This window comes from uncultured Acetatifactor sp. (assembly GCF_948601915.1).
Taxonomy (GTDB): domain Bacteria; phylum Bacillota; class Clostridia; order Lachnospirales; family Lachnospiraceae; genus Acetatifactor.
Genome location: NZ_CAPDXS010000080.1, coordinates 6235 through 24440 on the forward strand (window position 1 = coordinate 6235; position 18206 = coordinate 24440).

Consider the following 18206-nt stretch of genomic DNA (forward strand, 5'->3'; position numbering starts at 1 on the left):
AAAGGCCGCTATCTGCCGCCCCCGGAAGGCTGCTATCCATCGCCCCTGAAAGGCCACTATCTGCCGCCCCCGGAAGGCTGCTATCCATCGCCCCTGAAAGGCCGCTATCTGCCGCCCCCGGAAGGCTGCTATCCATCGCCCCTGAAAGGCCGCTATCCGCCGCCCCCGGAAGGCCGCTATCCGTCTCCCCTGGCGTAGGCCGGGAGGCAGAGGAAGCATGTTTGGCGAACCGGAACAGGATCAGGTCCTGCTGCCCGTAAGCTTTATCCGCCGTCAGGCTTAAATAATCATCGGTGATAAAGTCGTCCGAATCCAGGAAGACGATCCATTCCCCCCGGGCTGCCTCCAGCCCCAGGTTCCTGGCAGAGGACACGCCCCGGTTCTCCTGGGAGAGAAAAACGACACGGATGTCATTTTCTGCGTATGCCCTGCAGATGTCCGGACTGCGGTCCGTGGAGCCGTCATTGACCAGTATGATTTCAAAGTCGCTGTATGCGGAGGCCAGCACCGAATCGATGCAGCGGTTCAGGTAGGGTTCCGCGTTGTACACGGGAATGATTACGGATATCAAGAGTCAGCCCTCATTTCTATATGGATTACTTTTAATATAGTATATTTAAGGAGAAAAGGCAAGTTATGTTCACATTTGTGGTCACATGCTATAATCAGGCGGATGTAGTCCTGCAGACGCTGGAGAGCGTCAAATACCAGATCAGGGAATTCGGCAGGGGACAGGCCTTCCAACTGATCGTCACGGACGACGGGTCCACGGACGGCAGTCCCGATGCGATCAGGGGCTGGCTTGCGGGAAACGGCGGGCTGTTCGCCAGGACGGACCTCCTGTTCCGGGAGGAGAACGGCGGTATCTGCGTCAACTATGCGGCGGCCCTGAACTGCATAGAGGGGGAGCGCTTCATCGTGGTCAACGGCGACGATCTGCTGGCGCCCTTTGATGTCTTCGAGATTACCGACAGACTGGACGAGGCGGACATAGTGTGCACCGCCTTCCTGAAATTCACCGGATCCGGTGACGTGATAAGGGCTTACGGCACCTACCTGGAGGTGATCCTGCAGAATTTCATCAGGGGAAAGACGCTTCGCCATGCCGTGCGGCTGGGCTGTCCGGTGATGGGCACCGCCGTGTACCGGAAGTCCCTGCTGACAGAGGAAGTCCTGGAGTTCATCCTGAAATTCCGGACGGTGAACGACAGGGCATGCTTCCAGAAGATATTGGGAGAGCATGAAGGTGCACGCGTAGTCTACGTGAACCGCCCTTTCATCCTGTACCGTATCTCCGGCACCTCCATATCCAACTTCAACAGCCCCACCAGGCTCCTGCACAACAAAGAGGTGGCCCGGCTGTGCAGGGCGGAGCGGGAGAGGGAGGAGTCTGCGGCCTTCCGCCTCCTTCTGCTCTGGCAGGAGAAATCCGCGTATTTCCGCACCTGCTCCAACAGATTCCTGCGGCTGCTGCGCTTTTTCTCCCCCTATTTCGCCATCATGTTCTGGCTGTGGCTGCGCCATCACGGGGAAATCGTGCGGATGGAGCGGGAGCTGGTGGATTCCCATCTGGAGAAGTGCAGGGCCCACTGCAGAAGGATGGAGGCATGCGCCGGGGAATCCCGGACATCCCACTGAGGGTTTTCGAGGATTCTCCGCCGTTCTCCGCCCATCCGCAGTTTCCGAAATTATGTCTTGTGGTGCAGCGCAAAAAATGGTATACTTGACTTATAGAGCAGGTGGAGGCGATTTCACCGGACAAAGGAGATGTATGGCTTATGGAACAGGATAGAAGAAGAACGAGAAGGACTGATCTGGAGTCAAAGCTGGTAATCAAGAGGCTGGACGGAAACAGCGGACATGAGGTGACCATCCATATTTCAGACGTGTCAAAGAACGGCGTGGGCTTTGAGTGCACGGAGGCGCTGCAGATCGGAGAGGTGTACGAGGCCTATCTGACCATCTGGACGAAGGAAGTGATACACGCTTTCCTGCAGATCGTGCGGATAGAGCTGAAAGGCGGCGGCTATGGCTACGGAGCCATCTTCATCGGCATGCCGGAGATGGATTCCGCCAGGATAGAGGTATACCAGACGGTACATGGCGAATAAGATGAGACGGGACGCCCTGCGCAGATGGGTGGTGTCGGGCATTGCCGCGGCATTGCTGGCAGCTCTGTACGGCATCATCTTCCGGTTTTCCGCCCAGGACGGGGAGCAGTCCGGCTCCTTGAGCCAGGAGATTTCCGCCAGATGCGTGGATATCCTCAACTCCCTGTCCGGCGGGGACTGGAGCGAGGCCAGTATGTCTGGGCTGGCGGCTGCTTTCGAGCATCCCATCAGGAAGCTGGCCCATTTCTCGGAGTATGCGTGCATGGGGATTCTGGTGTATACACTGCTGAGCCAATGGATGAGGCGCGGGAGGGGGAGATGCCTGCTGACGGTAGCGTGGGTCTTCCTCTCGGCGGCCTGTGATGAATTCCACCAGTATTTCGTGCCGGGACGCTGGGCCAGCCCCTGGGATGTGCTGCTGGATACCTGCGGCGGCGCGTTCGGGATGCTGCTCTGTATCTGCGCGGCGGCTTTGTGGCGTAGGCATGGGGCGGAGAGAAAGGCGAAATCCGCCAGGGGCTGCGTAGAGGAAAGTGATTGAGTTTTCTTAAGAAAAAGGCAAAAGCGCTCAGGCTTCTGCCTTCTTTTTATGCACATATCCGTATACAGAGGCATAACGCCGGGCAGATCGGCCAGAGCGGCGCATGGGGCAGCGGCAGGCAGTGGGGAAGCGCATTCCCCTGCCCGACTGAGGGGCTGCCCGGCCGGAGGAGGCGGCATCGCAGAGCAGGTCAGGAGCGGGTGCGCGGGGCATAGCCTTCCGCGGCCAGAAGGCCCGACGCCTCTGCCAGGGCGGCTTCCCCGTAGAACTCCAGCTTCAGCACCCCGTCCTCGGATTCCCTGTTGTGGGTGATGCCGATGTTCTTGATGCTGATGCCGCGCTCCGCCAGCAGGGTGACGATGCGGGCCAGGGCTCCGGTCTTGTCATCGATGTCCACGCTGATGCCGTAGACGGGCTTGATCGGCCCGCTGGAGGCGCCGAGGAAGGAATCCCGGTAGATGCGGGCGCTCTCGAACTGTTCATAGAGGGATTCAGCCTGCCTGCCGTCTATCTGCTCTCGGAATTCCGTCAGCACTCCGATATAGTCCGTCAGCAGGGAGGATATGTTGGAGCCGTTGGTCAGGCAGATCTGCTGCCACATGGCCGGGGAGGAGGAGGCGATTCTGGTGATGTCCTTGAAGCCCCCCGCGGCCACCAAACGCATGATGCCGTCCTCAGAATCGCTGTCCCGCACCAGGTTCACCAGAGACGCCGCGATGACATGGGGCAGATGGCTGATGGCGGCGGTGACGTAGTCGTGCTTCCGGCAGTCCAGGATCAGGGGGATGGCCCCCATCCCGGCCACTAGGTCCCGGTAAGCCTCCACCTTCTCCCGGGGGACCCGGGCGGTGGGGGTAAGGATATAGTAGGCATTCTCCAGCAGAGAGGCCTTGGAATTGGCGAAGCCCACGCGCTCGCTGCCGGCCATGGGATGGCCGCCGATGAAGCTCTCTTCCAGCCCGGCCTCCCGCACGGCCTCATGGATGGCGGTCTTCACGCTGCCCACGTCGGTGAGCAGGCACCCCGGCTTCATCACTGCCTTTACCGCCTCCAGGTTCCCGTCGTTTCCCCGGACAGGGGCGCAGAGGAACAGGTAGTCGCATTGGGTGAAGCTGGCGTCTATGGCAGGGGTGACGACATCGGCCACGGCCGCCTCTTTGGCCAGAAGGAGCGCCTCCCGATTGATGTCGCAGGCGATGATTTTGATATCCGGGACAGACTTTTTCAGGGCCCTGGCAATGGAGCCCCCGATCAGTCCCAGTCCGATAAAGCCGCAGATCAGTTGAGACATGGCATTTCCTCGATTCCTGATTGGTGTAATTGTATCTTTTCCGTTCCACTATAATACTGTAAAGCACGAAAGTCAACAGGAAAAAAACATAAAAATTAAGGCAAATGCCAATATTGTCTTGTAAAAATGCGAATTGTCTAGTAAAATGGATTCATGGGATTTGAATCGCTTATCATCATCATGTCGAAATACCCAAAATTACATAAAAATTGGAGGAAAGTCAAATGAAAGTCTACACAACTGACAAGATTCGCAATGTCGTACTGCTGGGCCACGGCGGAAGCGGCAAGACCAGTCTGGCAGAGGCCTTTGCGTATCTGTCCGGCATCACATCCAGAATGGGCAAGGTAGCCGACGGCAACACCTTGAGCGACTACAGCAAGGAAGAGCAGAAGCGCAAGTTCTCCATCAACGCCTCCATTATCCCCATCGAGTGGGAAGGGTACAAGATTAACGTGATAGATACCCCCGGTTATTTCGATTTCGTGGGCGAGGCCGAGGAGGCCGTCAGCGCCGCAGGCGCGGCCATCATCGTGGTGAACGGCAAATCCGGCATCGAGGTGGGCACCCAGAAGGCATGGGAGCTGTGCGAGAAGTACAAGCTGCCCAGGTTCGTCTATGTGTCCAACATGGACGTGGACAACGCTTCCTTCCGCCAGGTGGTGGAGGACATGACGAACCTCTACGGCAAGAAGATGGCGCCCTTCAACCTGCCCATCCGCGAAAGCGAGAAATTCGTAGGCTACGTGAACGTAGTCTCCGAGACAGGACACCGCTGGCAGGGCAAGGAAGTGGTGGACTGCGAGATCCCCGAGTACAACAAGGCGAATCTGGAGCTGTGCCGCGATACGCTGATGGAGGCCGTGGCCGAGACCAGCGAGGAGATGATGGAGCGGTACTTCGGCGGCGAGACTTTCTCGGACGCTGAAATCAGGGCGGCCCTGCGCACCAATGTGTGCGACTGCAGCATCGTTCCCATGACCATGGGCTCCAACATCCTGTGCCAGGGCGTGTACACGCTGCTGGACGATATCGTGAAATACATGCCCAGCCCCGAGAACCGCAAGATCGCCGGCATCAACCAGAAGACCAACGAAATCTACAATGCGGACTATGACTTCTCCAAGGCGAAGTCGGCCTATGTCTGGAAGTCCATCGTGGATCCCTTCATCGGCAAGTACTCCCTGATCAAGGTGAATTCCGGCGTGCTGAAGACGGACGACCTGCTCTACAATGTGGACACCGAGGTGGAGGAGAAGGTGGGCAAGCTCTACGTGATGCAGGGCAACAAGGCCACGGAGGTGCCGGAGCTCCACGCGGGGGATCTGGGCGCGCTGGCCAAGCTCAGCGATGCCAGGACAGGCAACAGCCTTGCCACCAAGGCCACCCCGATTAAGTACGGCAAGCTGGACGTGTCCACGCCTTACACCTATATGCGCTATAAACCCAAGAACAAGGGCGACGTGGACAAGATTTCCCAGGCCCTGCAGAAGATGACCCAGGAAGACCTGACCCTGAAGATGGTCAACGACGCGGAGAACCGCCAGACCCTGCTCTACGGCATGGGCGACCAGCATCTGGACATCGTGGTCAGCCGTCTGCTGAACGAGTACAAGGTGGACGTGGAGCTGTCCAGGCCCAAGGTGGCGTACAGGGAGACCGTCCGCAAGCAGTCCGATGTGGAGTATAAATATAAGAAGCAGTCCGGCGGCCACGGCCAGTACGGCCATGTCAAGATGCGCTTCGGCCCCTCTGACAACCTGGAGCAGGCTTATGAGTTCACCCAGGAAGTGGTGGGCGGCGCGGTGCCGAAGAACTTCTATCCCGCAGTGGACAAGGGGCTGCAGGAGTCCGTGGTGAAGGGACCCATGGCGGCATACCCGGTGGTGGGCGTGAAGGCCGTGCTGTACGACGGATCCTACCATCCAGTAGACTCCTCCGAGCAGGCCTTCAAGATGGCTACCATCCAGGCCTTCAAGAAAGGCTTCATGGAGGCCCATCCCGTGCTGCTGGAGCCCATCGCTTCCCTGAAGGTCACAGTGCCGGATGCCTACACGGGCGACGTCATGGGCGACCTGAACAAGAGGAGAGGCCGGGTGCTGGGCATGAACCCTACGGCCGGCGGGAAGCAGGTCATCGAGGCGGAGATTCCCCAGAGCTGCCTGTTCGGCTACTGCACCGACCTGCGCTCCATGACCGGCGGCAGGGGCGAATACGCCTATGAGTTCGTCCGCTATGAGCAGGCTCCCTCGGATGTACAGGAGAAGGAGATTGCGGCCAGGGCGGCCAGCGTTGCGGAGAATAACGCGGAAGACTGAGCCTTATCTTCGGAATGCCTGAAAAGAGGCTGAGTCCGGTATTTGAGTGAAAAAAGGGCGGGATTCCCGGAAATCGGGGATTCCGCCTTTTCGGATGTCCGGACTGCGCCGCCCGGGCGGGAGGCTGTCCGGTGCGCAGGGCAGGCTGACAGACTGAATTTAATGTAATTATTGGGATTCTTGATGAATTTTAACTTGACAGATGCCTGAAAACAGTCTACAATGGCACTATAATAAATGACATCGACGCAGAAGAGGAGCATTAAGGATTTCGGACTTGCAGAGAGCCGCCGGGCGGTGCGAGGCGGCAGCGAGATTTCCCCAACTGGCCTCGGAGTCTTGCGCCTGAAGCGCTTCGCGTGGGTAGGGCGTGACGGTTTATCCCGTTATCGATAAGATAAGTGCGTGGATTCGGGTCCGCTGCCAGGAGGCTGTCATGGCCTGTGGCCGGGCTGAGATTCACGAATTAGAGTGGTACCACGGAAACGCCCCCTTTCGTCTCTAGCTGACGGAAGGGCTTTTTTGTTATCATGCGTACGCGTTGCGGAGAGAAGGCACGCACATTGCGCGAAAGGCACGCGCTATGGCGGCGGATCAATCAGGAGGAGAAGATTATGGCGACACCTTACAACCACCATGAGGTGGAACGGAAATGGCAGGCGGTCTGGGACCAGGAGAAGGCCTTCCAGACCTCGGACGATTACTCGAAACCCAAATACTATGCCCTGGTGGAATTCCCCTATCCCTCGGGACAGGGGCTCCACGTAGGCCATCCCAGACCCTACACCGCCCTGGACATCGTGGCCAGGAAGCGCAGGATGCAGGGCTATAACGTGCTCTACCCCATGGGCTGGGACGCCTTCGGCCTGCCCACGGAGAACTACGCAATCAAGAATCACATCCACCCCAGGATCGTGACCAAGAACAATGTGGAGCGCTTCAAGGGCCAGCTCCACGCCCTGGGCTATTCCTTCGACTGGGAGCGGGAGGTGAACACCACCGACCCGAACTACTACAAATGGACCCAGTGGATCTTCTTAAAGCTCTTCAAGGCAGGACTGGCCTACAAGAGCGAGATGCCTATCAACTGGTGCACCTCCTGTAAGGTGGGCCTGGCCAACGAAGAGGTGGTGAACGGCGTCTGCGAGCGCTGCGGCGCGGAGGTGGTCCGCAAGGTCAAGAGCCAGTGGATGCTGAAGATCACGGAGTACGCCGACAAGCTCATCCAGGGTCTGGACACAGTGGACTACATCGAGCGGGTCAAAGTGTCCCAGAAGAACTGGATCGGCAAGTCCCAGGGCGCGGAGGTGGACTTCTCCCTCACCGGAAAGGAGGAGAAGCTGCGCATCTACACCACCAGGCCGGATACGCTGTTCGGCGCCACCTATATGGTGGTGTCCCCGGAGCATCCGCTGATTGAGAAGTATAAGGATGAAATCAAAAATTACGATGCCCTTGTGGCCTACAGGGAGCAGGCGGCCAAGAAGTCCGACTTCGAGCGCACGGAGCTGGCCAAGGACAAGACCGGCGTACAAATCGACGGTCTCACAGCAACCAACCCCGTCAACGGCAAGGAGATACCTATCTGGATTTCCGACTATGTATTGATGACCTATGGTACAGGAGCCATCATGGCAGTGCCCGCCCATGACGAGAGGGACTGGGATTTCGCAAAGAAGTTCGGCCTGCCGATCGTAGAGGTGGTGGCGGGGAGCCCTGTCAGCGTCCAGGAGGCAGTGTACACGGACGTGGAGACCGGGACGCTGGTGAATTCCGATTTCCTGGACGGCCTGTCCGTGGCGGACGCCAAGAAGCGCATCATCGAATTCCTGGAGGAGAAGGGCCTGGGCCAGAGCAAGACCAACTTCAAGCTCCGTGACTGGGTGTTCTCCAGACAGCGCTACTGGGGCGAGCCCATTCCCATCGTGAAATGCGGGAAATGCGGCTTCGTGCCTTTGGACGAAAGCGAGCTGCCCCTGATGCTGCCCGAGGTGGAGTCCTACGAGCCAACGGACAACGGCGAATCCCCGCTGGCGGCCATGGAGGACTGGGTGAACACTACCTGTCCCTGCTGCGGCGGCCCTGCCAGGCGGGAGACGGACACCATGCCTCAGTGGGCAGGCTCCTCCTGGTACTTCCTGCGCTACACGGATCCCAAGAACGAAAATGCGCTGGCCAGCAAGGAGGCGCTGGACTACTGGATGCCTGTGGACTGGTACAACGGCGGCATGGAGCATACCACGCTGCACCTTCTGTACTCCAGGTTCTGGCACAGATTCCTCTATGACCAGGGGCATGTGCCCTGCGAGGAGCCTTACCGGAAGCGCACCAGCCACGGCATGATCCTGGGCTCCAACGGAGAGAAGATGTCCAAGTCCAGAGGGAATGTGGTGAATCCGGACGACATCGTCAGGGATTACGGCGCGGATACCCTTCGCACCTATGAGATGTTCATCGGAGCCTTCGACTTAAGCGCCGCCTGGAGCGAGGACGGGGTGAAGGGCTGCAGAAGGTTCCTGGAGAGGGTATGGAAGCTCCAGGACATGGTGACGGAAGAGGAGGGCTACAGCGCGGATCTGGAGACGAAGATGCACCAGACCATCAAGAAAGTGTCCGGCGACTTCGAGAGCCTGAAGTACAACACGGCCATCGCGGCCATGATGGCGCTGATCAATGAATTTTATAAGAAGAACGCTGTCACGAAGGGCGAGTACAGGACATTGATCGCGCTGCTGAATCCGGTGGCGCCCCATATCACGGAGGAGCTGTGGCAGGCGGCGGGCTTTGAGGGCAGAGTGTATCAGACCACATGGCCGTCTTATGACGAGGCCAAGACCGTGGAGAGCACCGTGGAGGTAGGCGTACAGGTGAACGGCAAGATCCGCGCCACCATCTCCGTGCCCAAGGATTTGGAGAAGGACGCTGTGATCGCGGCGGCCAAGGAGGCTTTGGGAGACAAGCTCACCGGCAATATCGTGAAGGAGATTTACGTGCCCGGCAGGATCGTGAATATCGTTGTGAAGGGATGAGAGAGGGAATCAGGGGCTTTACACCCGGGGCGCTGGCTGTTATAATGAAAGCGTCAGATAACGGTAGCGGGCGTTAAGGGAAAGCAGGTGATTGCATGACAGGTATAGAGGTCGTTAATCTTACCCATAAACTGAAGGAAAAGGGAATGAGCAGCGATGAGATACTTGCGATAATCGAGTATATCGAGACCCACGATCCCAGAGAGCAGGAGTGACTGAAAACAGTATAGCATCGAAAGCGGGGGCTGTCGGAATGACGCCCCCCGCTTCGTTATGCGCTTTGCGGCGGCGCCTAGGGCTTCGCCTGACCGTCCCCGCCCCTGCTCTTTTCCAGGATTTTGTCGATTTGGCTCAGCTCCTCCTGGGTGCTGTGCTTGCGGATGGCGGCGATGGCCGCGTTCATCTCCTGGGGGGTGAAGGTCAGGTTCTCCGCCTTGGCCTTCTTCATCATGGGCATCAGATAGGCCATCATCTCCTTCTGGCTCTTTCCGCGCCCTTTCGCGAAGAGCTGCTCCACGAATTTCAGCTTCTTCTCCGGGATATCCTTTACGAGTGGGTCTGTCATCCAGACCGGTCTTTCCTGATTTTCCATACAACCTCCTGTCTGCCCGCTCTGCGGGCGCTGAAATCGGGGTGGGCGGGCCTGCAAGGCTCTCTACTCTGTCTTGTCCCCACCGAACATCTGGAAGATGGAGGACAGCCCGGAATCCGACATCCCGGCGAACATGTCCATGGGATTGTCCCCGCCCATCCCTTCGGGGAAAAGTTCCTGTATCATCTGTATCATCTCCATCATTTCCTGCATCTTTTTGAAGTTTGCTATCATGCTTTTGATATTCTCTATCCGGCTGCGCTCCTCCGGCCCGCTAAAGGGCAGCATCTCGTCCAGAAGCTCGAAAGTGCCGGAATTGTCTCCCTGGAAAAAGTCGGCGGACAACTGCTTTCCGCCTCCCATCAGCCGCATGCCCGGATGGCGGCGCAGGAAGGAGAGGGTGTACTGCAGCTCCAGCAGTTTTATATAGACTGCGAAGCCGTTCTGCTGCTCAGGGGCCAGGCGGGGCAGGAGTATTTTCAGCATCTGGATCCGGTTGGTGGTGAATAGGGAATCGAATGCGGTGATCGTCTTTGAATTTTGTTCCTCCATGGCGCACTCCTCTCCGGGCATTTTTTTGCCTCCTGTCAATATTCTATGCCCGCAGTTGCAAAAGGTTGCCAAGTTATCCGGCCCATGGACGGAATGCATCACGGACTGATGACAGATCCGCCCCATCGCGGGCATATGTAGACAGGGAGGCATGTGCGCGGAGGGACATTCCTTTACCGGCAGATATCCGGCCGGGGGCCGTCCTCATTGGGAACAGGCCCCAATGGGAGTTTCCTCCCACAGGAGCCTGCATGGGGATGGAGTTTCAGCATGGCTGGAATATCCATCCGGGCCGATGCTTAGTTGCAGCCACAGCCGCAGCCGCAATTGTTGCTGCCGCATCCGCAGCCATTGCCGCCGAACAGGCCATTGCCGCCGCCGCACAGGCAGGAGAGCAGAAGGATCCAGATCAGCCACTCGCATCCGTTGTTGCCGCTGCCGCCGCCAAACAGACCTCCGCCGCATCCGTTTCCGCAGCTGTTGCCGCATCCGCAGCCGCTGTTGCCGCCGCCGCAGCAGCACAGAAGCAGGATGATCCAGATCCAGTTGCCGCATCCGCCGCCGTTGTTCTGGGGGCTGGTGCATCCGCAGGAATCATTGCAGCCACAGTTTGTAGCAGTTAAGTCACTCATGTTTTTCCCTCCTAGGGTTTATTTATGGTTTATTGTATGCGGGGTGGCCTGTCAATGTTTCCTGGGGGGGAGGGATTTTTGCATCGGCCCGTGGAAGACATCCATGAACGGATATTTATGGAAAGGCATCCATGGAAAGATTATGAGATCCGGCAAAGGGGCTTGCAAATCTGACCGGATATAGTAAAATAATAGGAAAGGACGGAGGATTCGGATAGGAAGAGAGTATGACACAGAAGGTTTTTGTGGTGGATGGCAGGCAGTTCCGCACAGAGAGCGACTATGCCTGTGCCAGACGTGACAAGGAAATCATAGATAAACTGCGGGCGGAGACCGACTTCGGCGACAGAGAGGCGCTGGGGAAGCTGGCGGGGGATCTGCGGGTAGGCAGATACAAATTCATGACGCTGCTGGGGCAGGACTTCCGGGACGAGGTGGAGGCGGCTCTGAAAAAGGCTCCGGCCCAAAGCGCAGACCGGAAGGCGGTGCAGAAAAAGCGCGGGCAGCGGACGAAGGCCTCCGGGCGTGGGAAGGCCGGAGCCGGGCGGACGGGAGAGGGCGGACAGGGCGGCGCGGGCTGGCCGGAGCGGGAAAGCCGGCGGAGCCGTCTTAAGGAAGAAGGGCAGCCAGGCCGTGCGGGGCGAAATGCCGCGGCCCGGGACGGACAGGGGACGGCTCCGGAGGCGGACAGCGCGGCCCTGGAGGGGATCGTGGCCCAGGAGCTCAGGAAGCGGGAGAGGCGCAGGAAGCTCATCCTGCTGGGGTGCAGCGCCGTGGCGGTGTGCTGCCTGGGATATTTCGCGGTTTATTCCTACTATGACTACCGGACCCGGAGCGCCTACGATGCCCTCAGCGAGCTGAAGGAGAAGCCTGTCATCGCTCCGTCTGTCACGCCGGATCCCGGTCCGCTCTACACGCTGGACGGGGAGGCCGAGCCGCGGGAGGTGCTGGATGAGTACAAGAACCTGCTGCTGAAGAACCGGAAGCTGATCGGCTGGGTGAAAATCGACGATACCTATATCGATTATCCGGTGATGCAGACTACGGACAATGAGTATTACCTGGACCACAACATGAACCAGGAATACGACAAGAACGGCACGATTTTCATGGACAAGGACTGTAATGTGCTGGAGCCCAGCACGAACTATATCCTGTACGGGCACCATATGCGCAACGGCAGGATGTTCGGGCAGTTGGATCAGTACAAGGACAAGTCCTTTTACGAGAAGCATCCTGTTATAGAATTCGATACCATCTACGAGAAGGGCACCTATGAGATCATGTATGTGTTCCGGTCGAAGGTGTACAAGGAGACGGAAATCGTCTTCAAGTACTACCAGTTCATAGAAGCCAACGGTGAGCAGGAATTCGATTCCGCCATGGAGGAGATGGCGGCGCTGTCCCTCTATGATACAGGCGTGACGGCGCAGTACGGCGACCAGCTCCTGACCCTCTCCACCTGCGACTACCAGGAGACGGACGGACGGTTCGTGGTGGTGGCGAAGAGGATTTCGGAGGGACAGTGACGCGTGGGCTGCGCTTTCGCCTGCATGGCAGGGGCTGCGGCGGCATATCTCTTCGCAGGCTTCATGCCCAATGAGCTGATTGCCCTTCCGGTGGCGATCGTGCTGATGGTGGGGACGCTGTTCGGCATCCGGGTGGCGCAGGGGAGGAAGTAGGGATTCCATAGAAAAAAGAGAGGCTCTGCCATCGGATAGTGGATATCCGGGGCAGGGCCTTTTCGCTTTTTGTATTGAATTACATTGGGATGTGAAATATAATAGGGGAAAAGGGATTCAGAAGGAGAAGCGCAGATGGAACATTATATAAAAGAAATCAGAATCGACAGGCTTCGGCATTTATCTGATATCGTTATTTCGTTGAATCCGGAAGGAAGGCAGCATTTGCTGATTACGGGGAAGAATGGTTCCGGGAAGACATCTCTGCTGATGGCAATCAGGGAATATCTGCAGGCCATAAATGAGGGGCTTCCGCGCAATTTGAAGGAGGATTATGTCTGTAGACTTCTGGATGCAGAAAAAAGATTGGAAGCGGCGAAAACGGAGTCGGAGAAATCAGAAGCAGAAATTGAATGTATATATTATCGGCAAGCCATAAAAAGATTTAAAGATGGAGTTAACATACAATTTAATGCATATGCAGAAATTGATGCCCTATATAGGCAGGGGGATTTCGTGACGGCTTTTTTCCCTGCGGACAGGAAAACCGAAATAATCCGTTCCCACGGGGTGGAGGAAATCCGGCTGAACGACTTTTACGGTATCGACTCTGCGCCAGGAGAGCTCTTGCACAAGTACATGGTGCATTTAAAGACACAGCAATCCTATGCGATAAATGAGGGAGACAATGCGAACGCGGACAGAATCCAGAAATGGTTCGACCGATTTGTAGGCGCACTGCAGATTCTGCTGGAGGATGAATCTGTTGCATTGGAATACCGTTATAAAGAATACGATTTCAAGATTCACCAGCAGGGCAGGAATCCCTTTGGGCTGGATGAACTCTCTGACGGATATTCCTCAGTCATCCATATGATATCGGACCTGATTCTAAGAATGGACAGGAACTGGCTTCTGACTGACTGTCTCAGCGAGTATGATGTGGAAGGAATCGTGCTGATTGACGAGCTGGAGACGCACCTCCACATCGAGCTGCAGAAAAAGATTCTTCCGTTTCTGACGGAATTTTTCCCGAGGATTCAGTTCATTGTCACCACACATTCTCCGTATATCCTGAATTCGGTTGCGAATGCCAGGGCATTTGATCTGGAGAGAGGCATGGAGCTGGAAAATCCCTTCCTGTATTCCGCGGATGGGCTGGCGGAGGGATATTTTGATGCGGACGCATATGCCGGGGAACTGGTAAGGGCCATGGAGAGATATGGGCATCTGAAGGAAAAACAGAATCTGACCGATGAGGAACGTGCCGAGAGGGCCATGCTCCGGAGCAGACTTAAGAATATCCCGGGTGGATTTGCGCAGGAAGCCAGGGACAGATTCGAGGAGATAGAAGGCAGGCGCTTATGATTAGAATAGAGCGGAAGATGACAGAAAAAGCACAGAGGGCTATTGCGTCTCTGGGGGAAGCGAAAAGGAGAAACACCACCTACAACACGCCGGAAGTGACCGCGGCCCTGCGGGAAATGTTCCACGGGAAATGCTACATATGCGAAAACAGGGACATTACGTCCTGGCAGATAGAACATTTGCGCCCTCACCGGGAAGAGAAGAACCTGAAATATGACTGGGACAATCTGTTCCTGGCCTGCGCGCACTGCAACAATACCAAGCTTGCCAAATACGACCCCATTATAGACTGCACAAAGGAAGATGTGGAAAAGCTGATTGCCTTTCGGAAGAAGGGATACTTTGGGACGGAAGAGGAATTGCTGTTCGAACTGCTGGACTTTCGGGAGGAGACTATAAACACGCAGGGACTTCTCCGGGAAGTATACTATGGCTCCACTCCCCAGAAGAAGATGGAAGCCAAAATTCTGAGGCGATTACTGAGGAAAGAACTGGCCGCATTTAAGGAGTATGTCCGGGAGTATCAGGAGGCTGAGGATGAGGAGAGAGCAGATTTAGAGTGCCTTCTGAAAAAGCAGCTAGGTGACAGCTCCGCATTTGCCGCCTTTAAGCGATGGCTGATACGGGACCATAGAGAAAACTATCCGGAATTGTTCGATTACATACAGACATGAAATGCAAAAGGCCCGGCCGACAGAACCGCTGGGAGGTATCGCAGTAGGGTCGGTCGGGCCGGATTTTCCGATTTTGACCTGTTTGGCCAGGGCGCGTTGCGGAATCTGCCCAAAGCCTGCTACACGGCGCCGTCCACAGGGAAGACCTTTCCCTCGGTGATGCCGCATTCATTAAAGGCGTCGATACGGACGTAATACCGCTCTACATTCGCCATCAAAGCGCGTATCTCCACCTGGGTCCGGCCGAATACCCGGTAGCTGTGGTAGAGCTTCTCCGGTGCGTGTCCCCAGAGCACCTCGTAGCCCATGGCAGCGTGATTCCAGGAAGCGAATTCATTTGAGGAGGAGACCTCTTTCCAGGTGACATTCATGGACATGCCGTCCAGGCGGGCGGCTTCCGCTTCGGTCACCGGGTCGGGAGCGTTGCCGCAGCTTCTGCCGAACACACGTAGGCCGCTGATGCAGGCCGGCCTGTGGTAGGGCGTCTCGATGACGGTCAGACGTATATATGTGGCTGGCAAGCCGTCCTCCCACACCACCAGGTTATGGGGCAGGTCTGTGTCTGTGTGCCGCCAGTTCTCCATCTCGAACCAATGCTCGCCGTCCGTGCTGGTCTCCAGGAACCACCTGGTGGCGAAGGAGCGCTCCTCGATATAGCGTCCTCTGCCCGGGCCTCCTGTAAGTTCGGCTCCCCGGGGCAGCTCCGTGACGGTCTCCACATCATCCGCGAAATTGATCTGCACCGCATGTACCCTGCAGCAGCGGCCCAGGTCTACCAGAAGCCAGGGGGCGGCATCCTCCCCGGCGGCTTTCCACCAGGTCTGCGCGTTCTCATCCACCACGTGGGAGGCGTCCTTTTCCGGGCAATCGCAGCTGCTGGCGGTGGCGGTCTTCCCGTAGCTTAAGAGCATCCACTCCGGGGCCGCCCAGGGGTCTTTCTTCTCCCCGGTGACGGACTGGGGCCAGTCGCCGTAGCGCTGGTTGCAGAACAGCTCCCCGTCCGCGTCGAAGCCTGCGGGCCAGATGCCGATCCGGCGCTCGAAATCATGGTTCCTGGAGATGCGCATGGTGCTGGCGTGCCACCAGTTCCCCTGACTGTCCTCCATGGTGGAGCCGTGGCCCGCGCCGGGCAGGAAGCCGCCGGGGGAGTAGGAGTAGGGGTTGTTGGGGCAGGCCGTGAAAGGCCCCAGGGGACTTTCGCTTACACAGACGCCGTCATTGTAGATATTGTACTGGGTGCCGGGGGCAGCGTACTGCAGGTAGTATCTGCCGTCATGCTTGGTCATCCAGGCCCCCTCGATATAGGGATTGTCCGACAGGGCGGCGCGCAGCAGGGGGCGGTAGCTCTCCGTCGTGGCCTCGATGGCCGGTGTGACATCTGTCACATCCTCCGGGCGGCAGCCGGAGGATGTGGCGATCCGCTCTCTGAGGATCTGCGCGATGGGGCTGGAGGAGGGGTCATAATGATGCTCCTCGCCAGTGCGCTCGTAGCCGTATTCCGTCTTGTGGCTGTGGATCAGCGCCACGGGCTCTCCGATTCGCTCCATGGTCTCCGGATCCAGCTCCACGCCCCAGATGGGGGTCATGTTGCTACAGCCCCAGTAGAAGTACAGCCTTCCGTCATCGTCCAGGAAAAGGTTGGGGTCCCAGAAGTCGAAGGTGCCGGGAAGCTTTTCAAATACGCCGCTTTCAGGATCTTTTGTGCGGTAGAAGTCGCAGATTTCCCCTTGGCGGCTGGCACAGAAGTACATCCAGTCCCCGATGGCCCGCACATCTGGAGCGTAATCGTAGAGAGGCACGCCTGTCAGCGGGCGCAGCTTCCAGCTCGCCATGTCCTCGCTGACCAGGAAGCCTCTGGTCATGCTGGGGAAGAGATAGTATTTTCCCCGGAACAGGATCATGGACGGATCGGCGGCCTCCCGGTTCAGGGAGAAGCCTCCCTCCTTCTGGTTGAACTGGTACTGGTAGGTGAAGTTGATTGGGTTGCAGAAATATTTTTTCATTCATGTCCTCCTTATAGAAATCAGGTAAGTCCTCTGAAAACAGTATGACACAAAAAGGGCGGCAGCGAAAGACGTAAAATGGAGATAATTTTGGGAAAATCTGAGGATATCCTGTCACACGGACAGGCGGACAGTGTCTAATAGTTATACGGAAAGCATCCCTGCCCCGAAGTGCCGCAGGGTGGGAGGCCCGGAGCCGTCTGCTTATCCGTAAGAATATCGACCGCACTTCAGAAAAGAGGGATTATGGACCAATTCACTAACGAAGAGCTGCTGGAGCTGATCCGGAAAGCCACAGCCGGGGACAGGAAAGCGCTGGAGACCGTACTGGTCAGCGTTCAGGATCTGGTGTTCAACCTTTCCCTTCGCATGCTCGGGACCTTTCCGGACGCGGAGGACGCCACACAGGACATTTTGCTGAAAATAATGACACACCTGTCATCATTCAGGGGAGAGAGCGCGTTTTCCACCTGGGTGTTCCGCATCGCATCCAACTATCTGAAAAACTATCAGAAGCATATGTTCGCGAAATTACCCTTAAGCTTTGCGTACTACGGGGATGACATCAAGAATGCGGACATCCGTGACGTGCCGGACCTGACACAGAATGTGGAGCAGGCTGTTCTGGCGGAGGAGCTGAAGCTGTCCTGCACCAATGTCCTGCTCCAGTGCCTGGACGCCGAAAGCCGCTGCATCTTCATCCTGGGCACCATGTTCCGCCTGGACAGCAGGATCGCCGGGGACATCCTGGGCATCACGCCGGAGGCATACCGCCAGCGCCTGTCCCGGATCCGCAGCAAAGTGGCGGATTTCCTGAGGGAATACTGTGGTGAATACGGGAACGGCACATGCCGCTGTAAGGACAGGGTCAACTATGCCATCCAGAACCACAGAATCAACCCTGCGAAGCTGGATTTCACGGCAGCCCTGCCGAAGGAGATGCTGGAGGTCAAAGAGGCCATGGAGGAGATTGACGGAATCTCCCATACGTTCGCCTTCTGCAAGACCTACCAGTCTCCGGGAAGCCTGAAAAAATTCATCCAGGATTTCCTGAACGGCCCTTCTTTCTCGGTAGTACACAACGCATAGGGGGGATGAGAAATGGACACAAAGAAAATCCTGACATATCTTACCGATTTAAGCCGGAACAACAACCGTGAATGGTATCACGCACACAAAGCGGAAAACAAAGCGGCCAACGCCCAGTTCCTGGAGCTGGTTCAGGAGTTGATCTTGGGCATCGGCGCGTTTGACGGCAGCGTCCTCCACAACCGGCCGGAAGACCTGACCTTCAAGCTGGTGCGGGATACCCGGTTCAGCCATGACAAATCCCCATACAATCCCGCATTCCGGGCCCACATCTCTTCCGAGGGGAAGCTGCCCAGATCGGAAGAGCGTCGTGTAGGGAAAGAG

At 57.2% G+C, this 18206-nt stretch carries 16 protein-coding genes and 1 other annotated feature; of the genes, 10 read left to right on the forward strand and 6 right to left on the reverse strand.

Annotated features, from left to right (window positions below; genetic code table 11):
- The coding region (locus tag Q2B33_RS14300) for a glycosyltransferase family A protein (RefSeq protein ID WP_300815581.1) at positions 1-550 on the reverse strand (550 nt) is incomplete at its 3' end.
- Between the two features lie 86 nt (positions 551-636).
- Here Q2B33_RS14300 and Q2B33_RS14305 point away from each other — a divergent pair.
- The 3 genes from Q2B33_RS14305 to Q2B33_RS14315 all read left to right on the forward strand — a co-directional run bounded on the left by Q2B33_RS14305 (position 637) and on the right by Q2B33_RS14315 (position 2652).
- Complete coding sequence (locus Q2B33_RS14305) at positions 637-1638, forward strand: glycosyltransferase family 2 protein (protein ID WP_300568048.1); 1002 nt, start codon at positions 637-639, stop codon at positions 1636-1638.
- A 140-nt stretch (positions 1639-1778) separates the two neighbouring features.
- Entirely contained in the window at positions 1779-2111 is a 333-nt protein-coding gene (locus tag Q2B33_RS14310; protein ID WP_296462094.1) for a PilZ domain-containing protein, read from the forward strand.
- On the forward strand, positions 2101-2652 hold the full coding sequence (locus Q2B33_RS14315; protein WP_300568052.1) for a VanZ family protein: 552 nt from the start codon (positions 2101-2103) through the stop codon (positions 2650-2652). Before Q2B33_RS14310 ends, Q2B33_RS14315 begins: the two co-directional genes overlap by 11 nt.
- A 190-nt stretch (positions 2653-2842) precedes the next feature.
- Here Q2B33_RS14315 and Q2B33_RS14320 read toward each other — a convergent pair whose 3' ends face one another.
- Positions 2843-3943: a prephenate dehydrogenase gene (locus Q2B33_RS14320; RefSeq protein WP_300568055.1), complete on the reverse strand. Its 1101-nt coding sequence runs from the start codon at positions 3941-3943 to the stop codon at positions 2843-2845.
- Between the two features lie 224 nt (positions 3944-4167).
- On the opposite strand from Q2B33_RS14320, the gene Q2B33_RS14325 reads away from it, so the two are divergent.
- On the forward strand, positions 4168-6261 hold the full coding sequence (locus tag Q2B33_RS14325; RefSeq protein WP_300568058.1) for a translation factor GTPase family protein: 2094 nt from the start codon (positions 4168-4170) through the stop codon (positions 6259-6261).
- Between the two features lie 240 nt (positions 6262-6501).
- Positions 6502-6767: a binding site (T-box leader), on the forward strand.
- A 108-nt stretch (positions 6768-6875) separates the two neighbouring features.
- Positions 6876-9290 carry a leucine--tRNA ligase gene (gene leuS, locus Q2B33_RS14330; protein ID WP_300783835.1) on the forward strand — a complete coding sequence of 805 codons (2415 nt, stop codon included), beginning with the start codon at positions 6876-6878 and terminating at the stop codon, positions 9288-9290.
- A gap of 292 nt (positions 9291-9582) precedes the next feature.
- On the opposite strand, the gene Q2B33_RS14335 is transcribed toward leuS, so the two are convergent.
- The 3 genes from Q2B33_RS14335 to Q2B33_RS14345 form a co-directional block, all read right to left on the reverse strand.
- Positions 9583-9882: a hypothetical protein gene (locus Q2B33_RS14335; RefSeq protein WP_296462083.1), complete on the reverse strand. Its 300-nt coding sequence runs from the start codon at positions 9880-9882 to the stop codon at positions 9583-9585.
- A gap of 63 nt (positions 9883-9945) precedes the next feature.
- Positions 9946-10455, reverse strand: coding sequence for a hypothetical protein (locus tag Q2B33_RS14340; protein ID WP_296462080.1), 510 nt, complete (start codon positions 10453-10455; stop codon positions 9946-9948).
- 278 nt (positions 10456-10733) lie between these two features.
- The gene (locus Q2B33_RS14345; RefSeq protein ID WP_300773481.1) at positions 10734-11066 is read right to left on the reverse strand and encodes a hypothetical protein; all 333 of its coding nucleotides are present in this window, start codon (positions 11064-11066) and stop codon (positions 10734-10736) included.
- Between the two features lie 227 nt (positions 11067-11293).
- Between Q2B33_RS14345 and srtB the strand changes: the two genes are divergently transcribed.
- From srtB to Q2B33_RS14365, 4 genes are all read left to right on the forward strand, one after another.
- Positions 11294-12595 (forward strand): class B sortase, encoded by a 1302-nt coding sequence (gene srtB / locus Q2B33_RS14350; protein ID WP_300783832.1) that lies wholly within the window; start codon positions 11294-11296, stop codon positions 12593-12595.
- A 3-nt stretch (positions 12596-12598) separates the two neighbouring features.
- Positions 12599-12748 carry a hypothetical protein gene (locus tag Q2B33_RS14355; protein WP_300574213.1) on the forward strand — a complete coding sequence of 50 codons (150 nt, stop codon included), beginning with the start codon at positions 12599-12601 and terminating at the stop codon, positions 12746-12748.
- A gap of 135 nt (positions 12749-12883) precedes the next feature.
- Complete coding sequence (locus tag Q2B33_RS14360) at positions 12884-14116, forward strand: AAA family ATPase (protein ID WP_330684713.1); 1233 nt, start codon at positions 12884-12886, stop codon at positions 14114-14116.
- Complete coding sequence (locus Q2B33_RS14365; protein ID WP_296462072.1) at positions 14113-14790, forward strand: HNH endonuclease; 678 nt, start codon at positions 14113-14115, stop codon at positions 14788-14790. Before Q2B33_RS14360 ends, Q2B33_RS14365 begins: the two co-directional genes overlap by 4 nt.
- Positions 14791-14909: 119 nt before the next feature.
- Here the strand turns inward: Q2B33_RS14365 and Q2B33_RS14370 are convergent, their stop codons facing one another.
- On the reverse strand, positions 14910-16793 hold the full coding sequence (locus Q2B33_RS14370) for a family 43 glycosylhydrolase (RefSeq protein WP_300783830.1): 1884 nt from the start codon (positions 16791-16793) through the stop codon (positions 14910-14912).
- A gap of 246 nt (positions 16794-17039) precedes the next feature.
- Here Q2B33_RS14370 and Q2B33_RS14375 point away from each other — a divergent pair, with 246 nt between their 5' ends.
- Positions 17040-17882: an RNA polymerase sigma factor gene (locus Q2B33_RS14375; protein WP_300783827.1), complete on the forward strand. Its 843-nt coding sequence runs from the start codon at positions 17040-17042 to the stop codon at positions 17880-17882.
- Positions 17883-18206: the final 324 nt, after the last annotated feature.

Coding starts and splice junctions, on each gene's coding strand:
- Q2B33_RS14340 (WP_296462080.1), bottom strand. CDS start 10,455: ATGCCCGGAGAGGAGTGCGCCATGGAGGAACAAAATTCAAAGACGATC.
- Q2B33_RS14310 (WP_296462094.1), top strand. CDS start 1,779: ATGGAACAGGATAGAAGAAGAACGAGAAGGACTGATCTGGAGTCAAAG.
- Q2B33_RS14335 (WP_296462083.1), bottom strand. CDS start 9,882: ATGGAAAATCAGGAAAGACCGGTCTGGATGACAGACCCACTCGTAAAG.
- Q2B33_RS14365 (WP_296462072.1), top strand. CDS start 14,113: ATGATTAGAATAGAGCGGAAGATGACAGAAAAAGCACAGAGGGCTATT.
- leuS (WP_300783835.1), top strand. CDS start 6,876: ATGGCGACACCTTACAACCACCATGAGGTGGAACGGAAATGGCAGGCG.
- Q2B33_RS14375 (WP_300783827.1), top strand. CDS start 17,040: ATGGACCAATTCACTAACGAAGAGCTGCTGGAGCTGATCCGGAAAGCC.
- Q2B33_RS14360 (WP_330684713.1), top strand. CDS start 12,884: ATGGAACATTATATAAAAGAAATCAGAATCGACAGGCTTCGGCATTTA.
- srtB (WP_300783832.1), top strand. CDS start 11,294: ATGACACAGAAGGTTTTTGTGGTGGATGGCAGGCAGTTCCGCACAGAG.
- Q2B33_RS14345 (WP_300773481.1), bottom strand. CDS start 11,066: ATGAGTGACTTAACTGCTACAAACTGTGGCTGCAATGATTCCTGCGGA.
- Q2B33_RS14320 (WP_300568055.1), bottom strand. CDS start 3,943: ATGTCTCAACTGATCTGCGGCTTTATCGGACTGGGACTGATCGGGGGC.
- Q2B33_RS14370 (WP_300783830.1), bottom strand. CDS start 16,793: ATGAAAAAATATTTCTGCAACCCAATCAACTTCACCTACCAGTACCAG.
- Q2B33_RS14325 (WP_300568058.1), top strand. CDS start 4,168: ATGAAAGTCTACACAACTGACAAGATTCGCAATGTCGTACTGCTGGGC.
- Q2B33_RS14315 (WP_300568052.1), top strand. CDS start 2,101: ATGGCGAATAAGATGAGACGGGACGCCCTGCGCAGATGGGTGGTGTCG.
- Q2B33_RS14305 (WP_300568048.1), top strand. CDS start 637: ATGTTCACATTTGTGGTCACATGCTATAATCAGGCGGATGTAGTCCTG.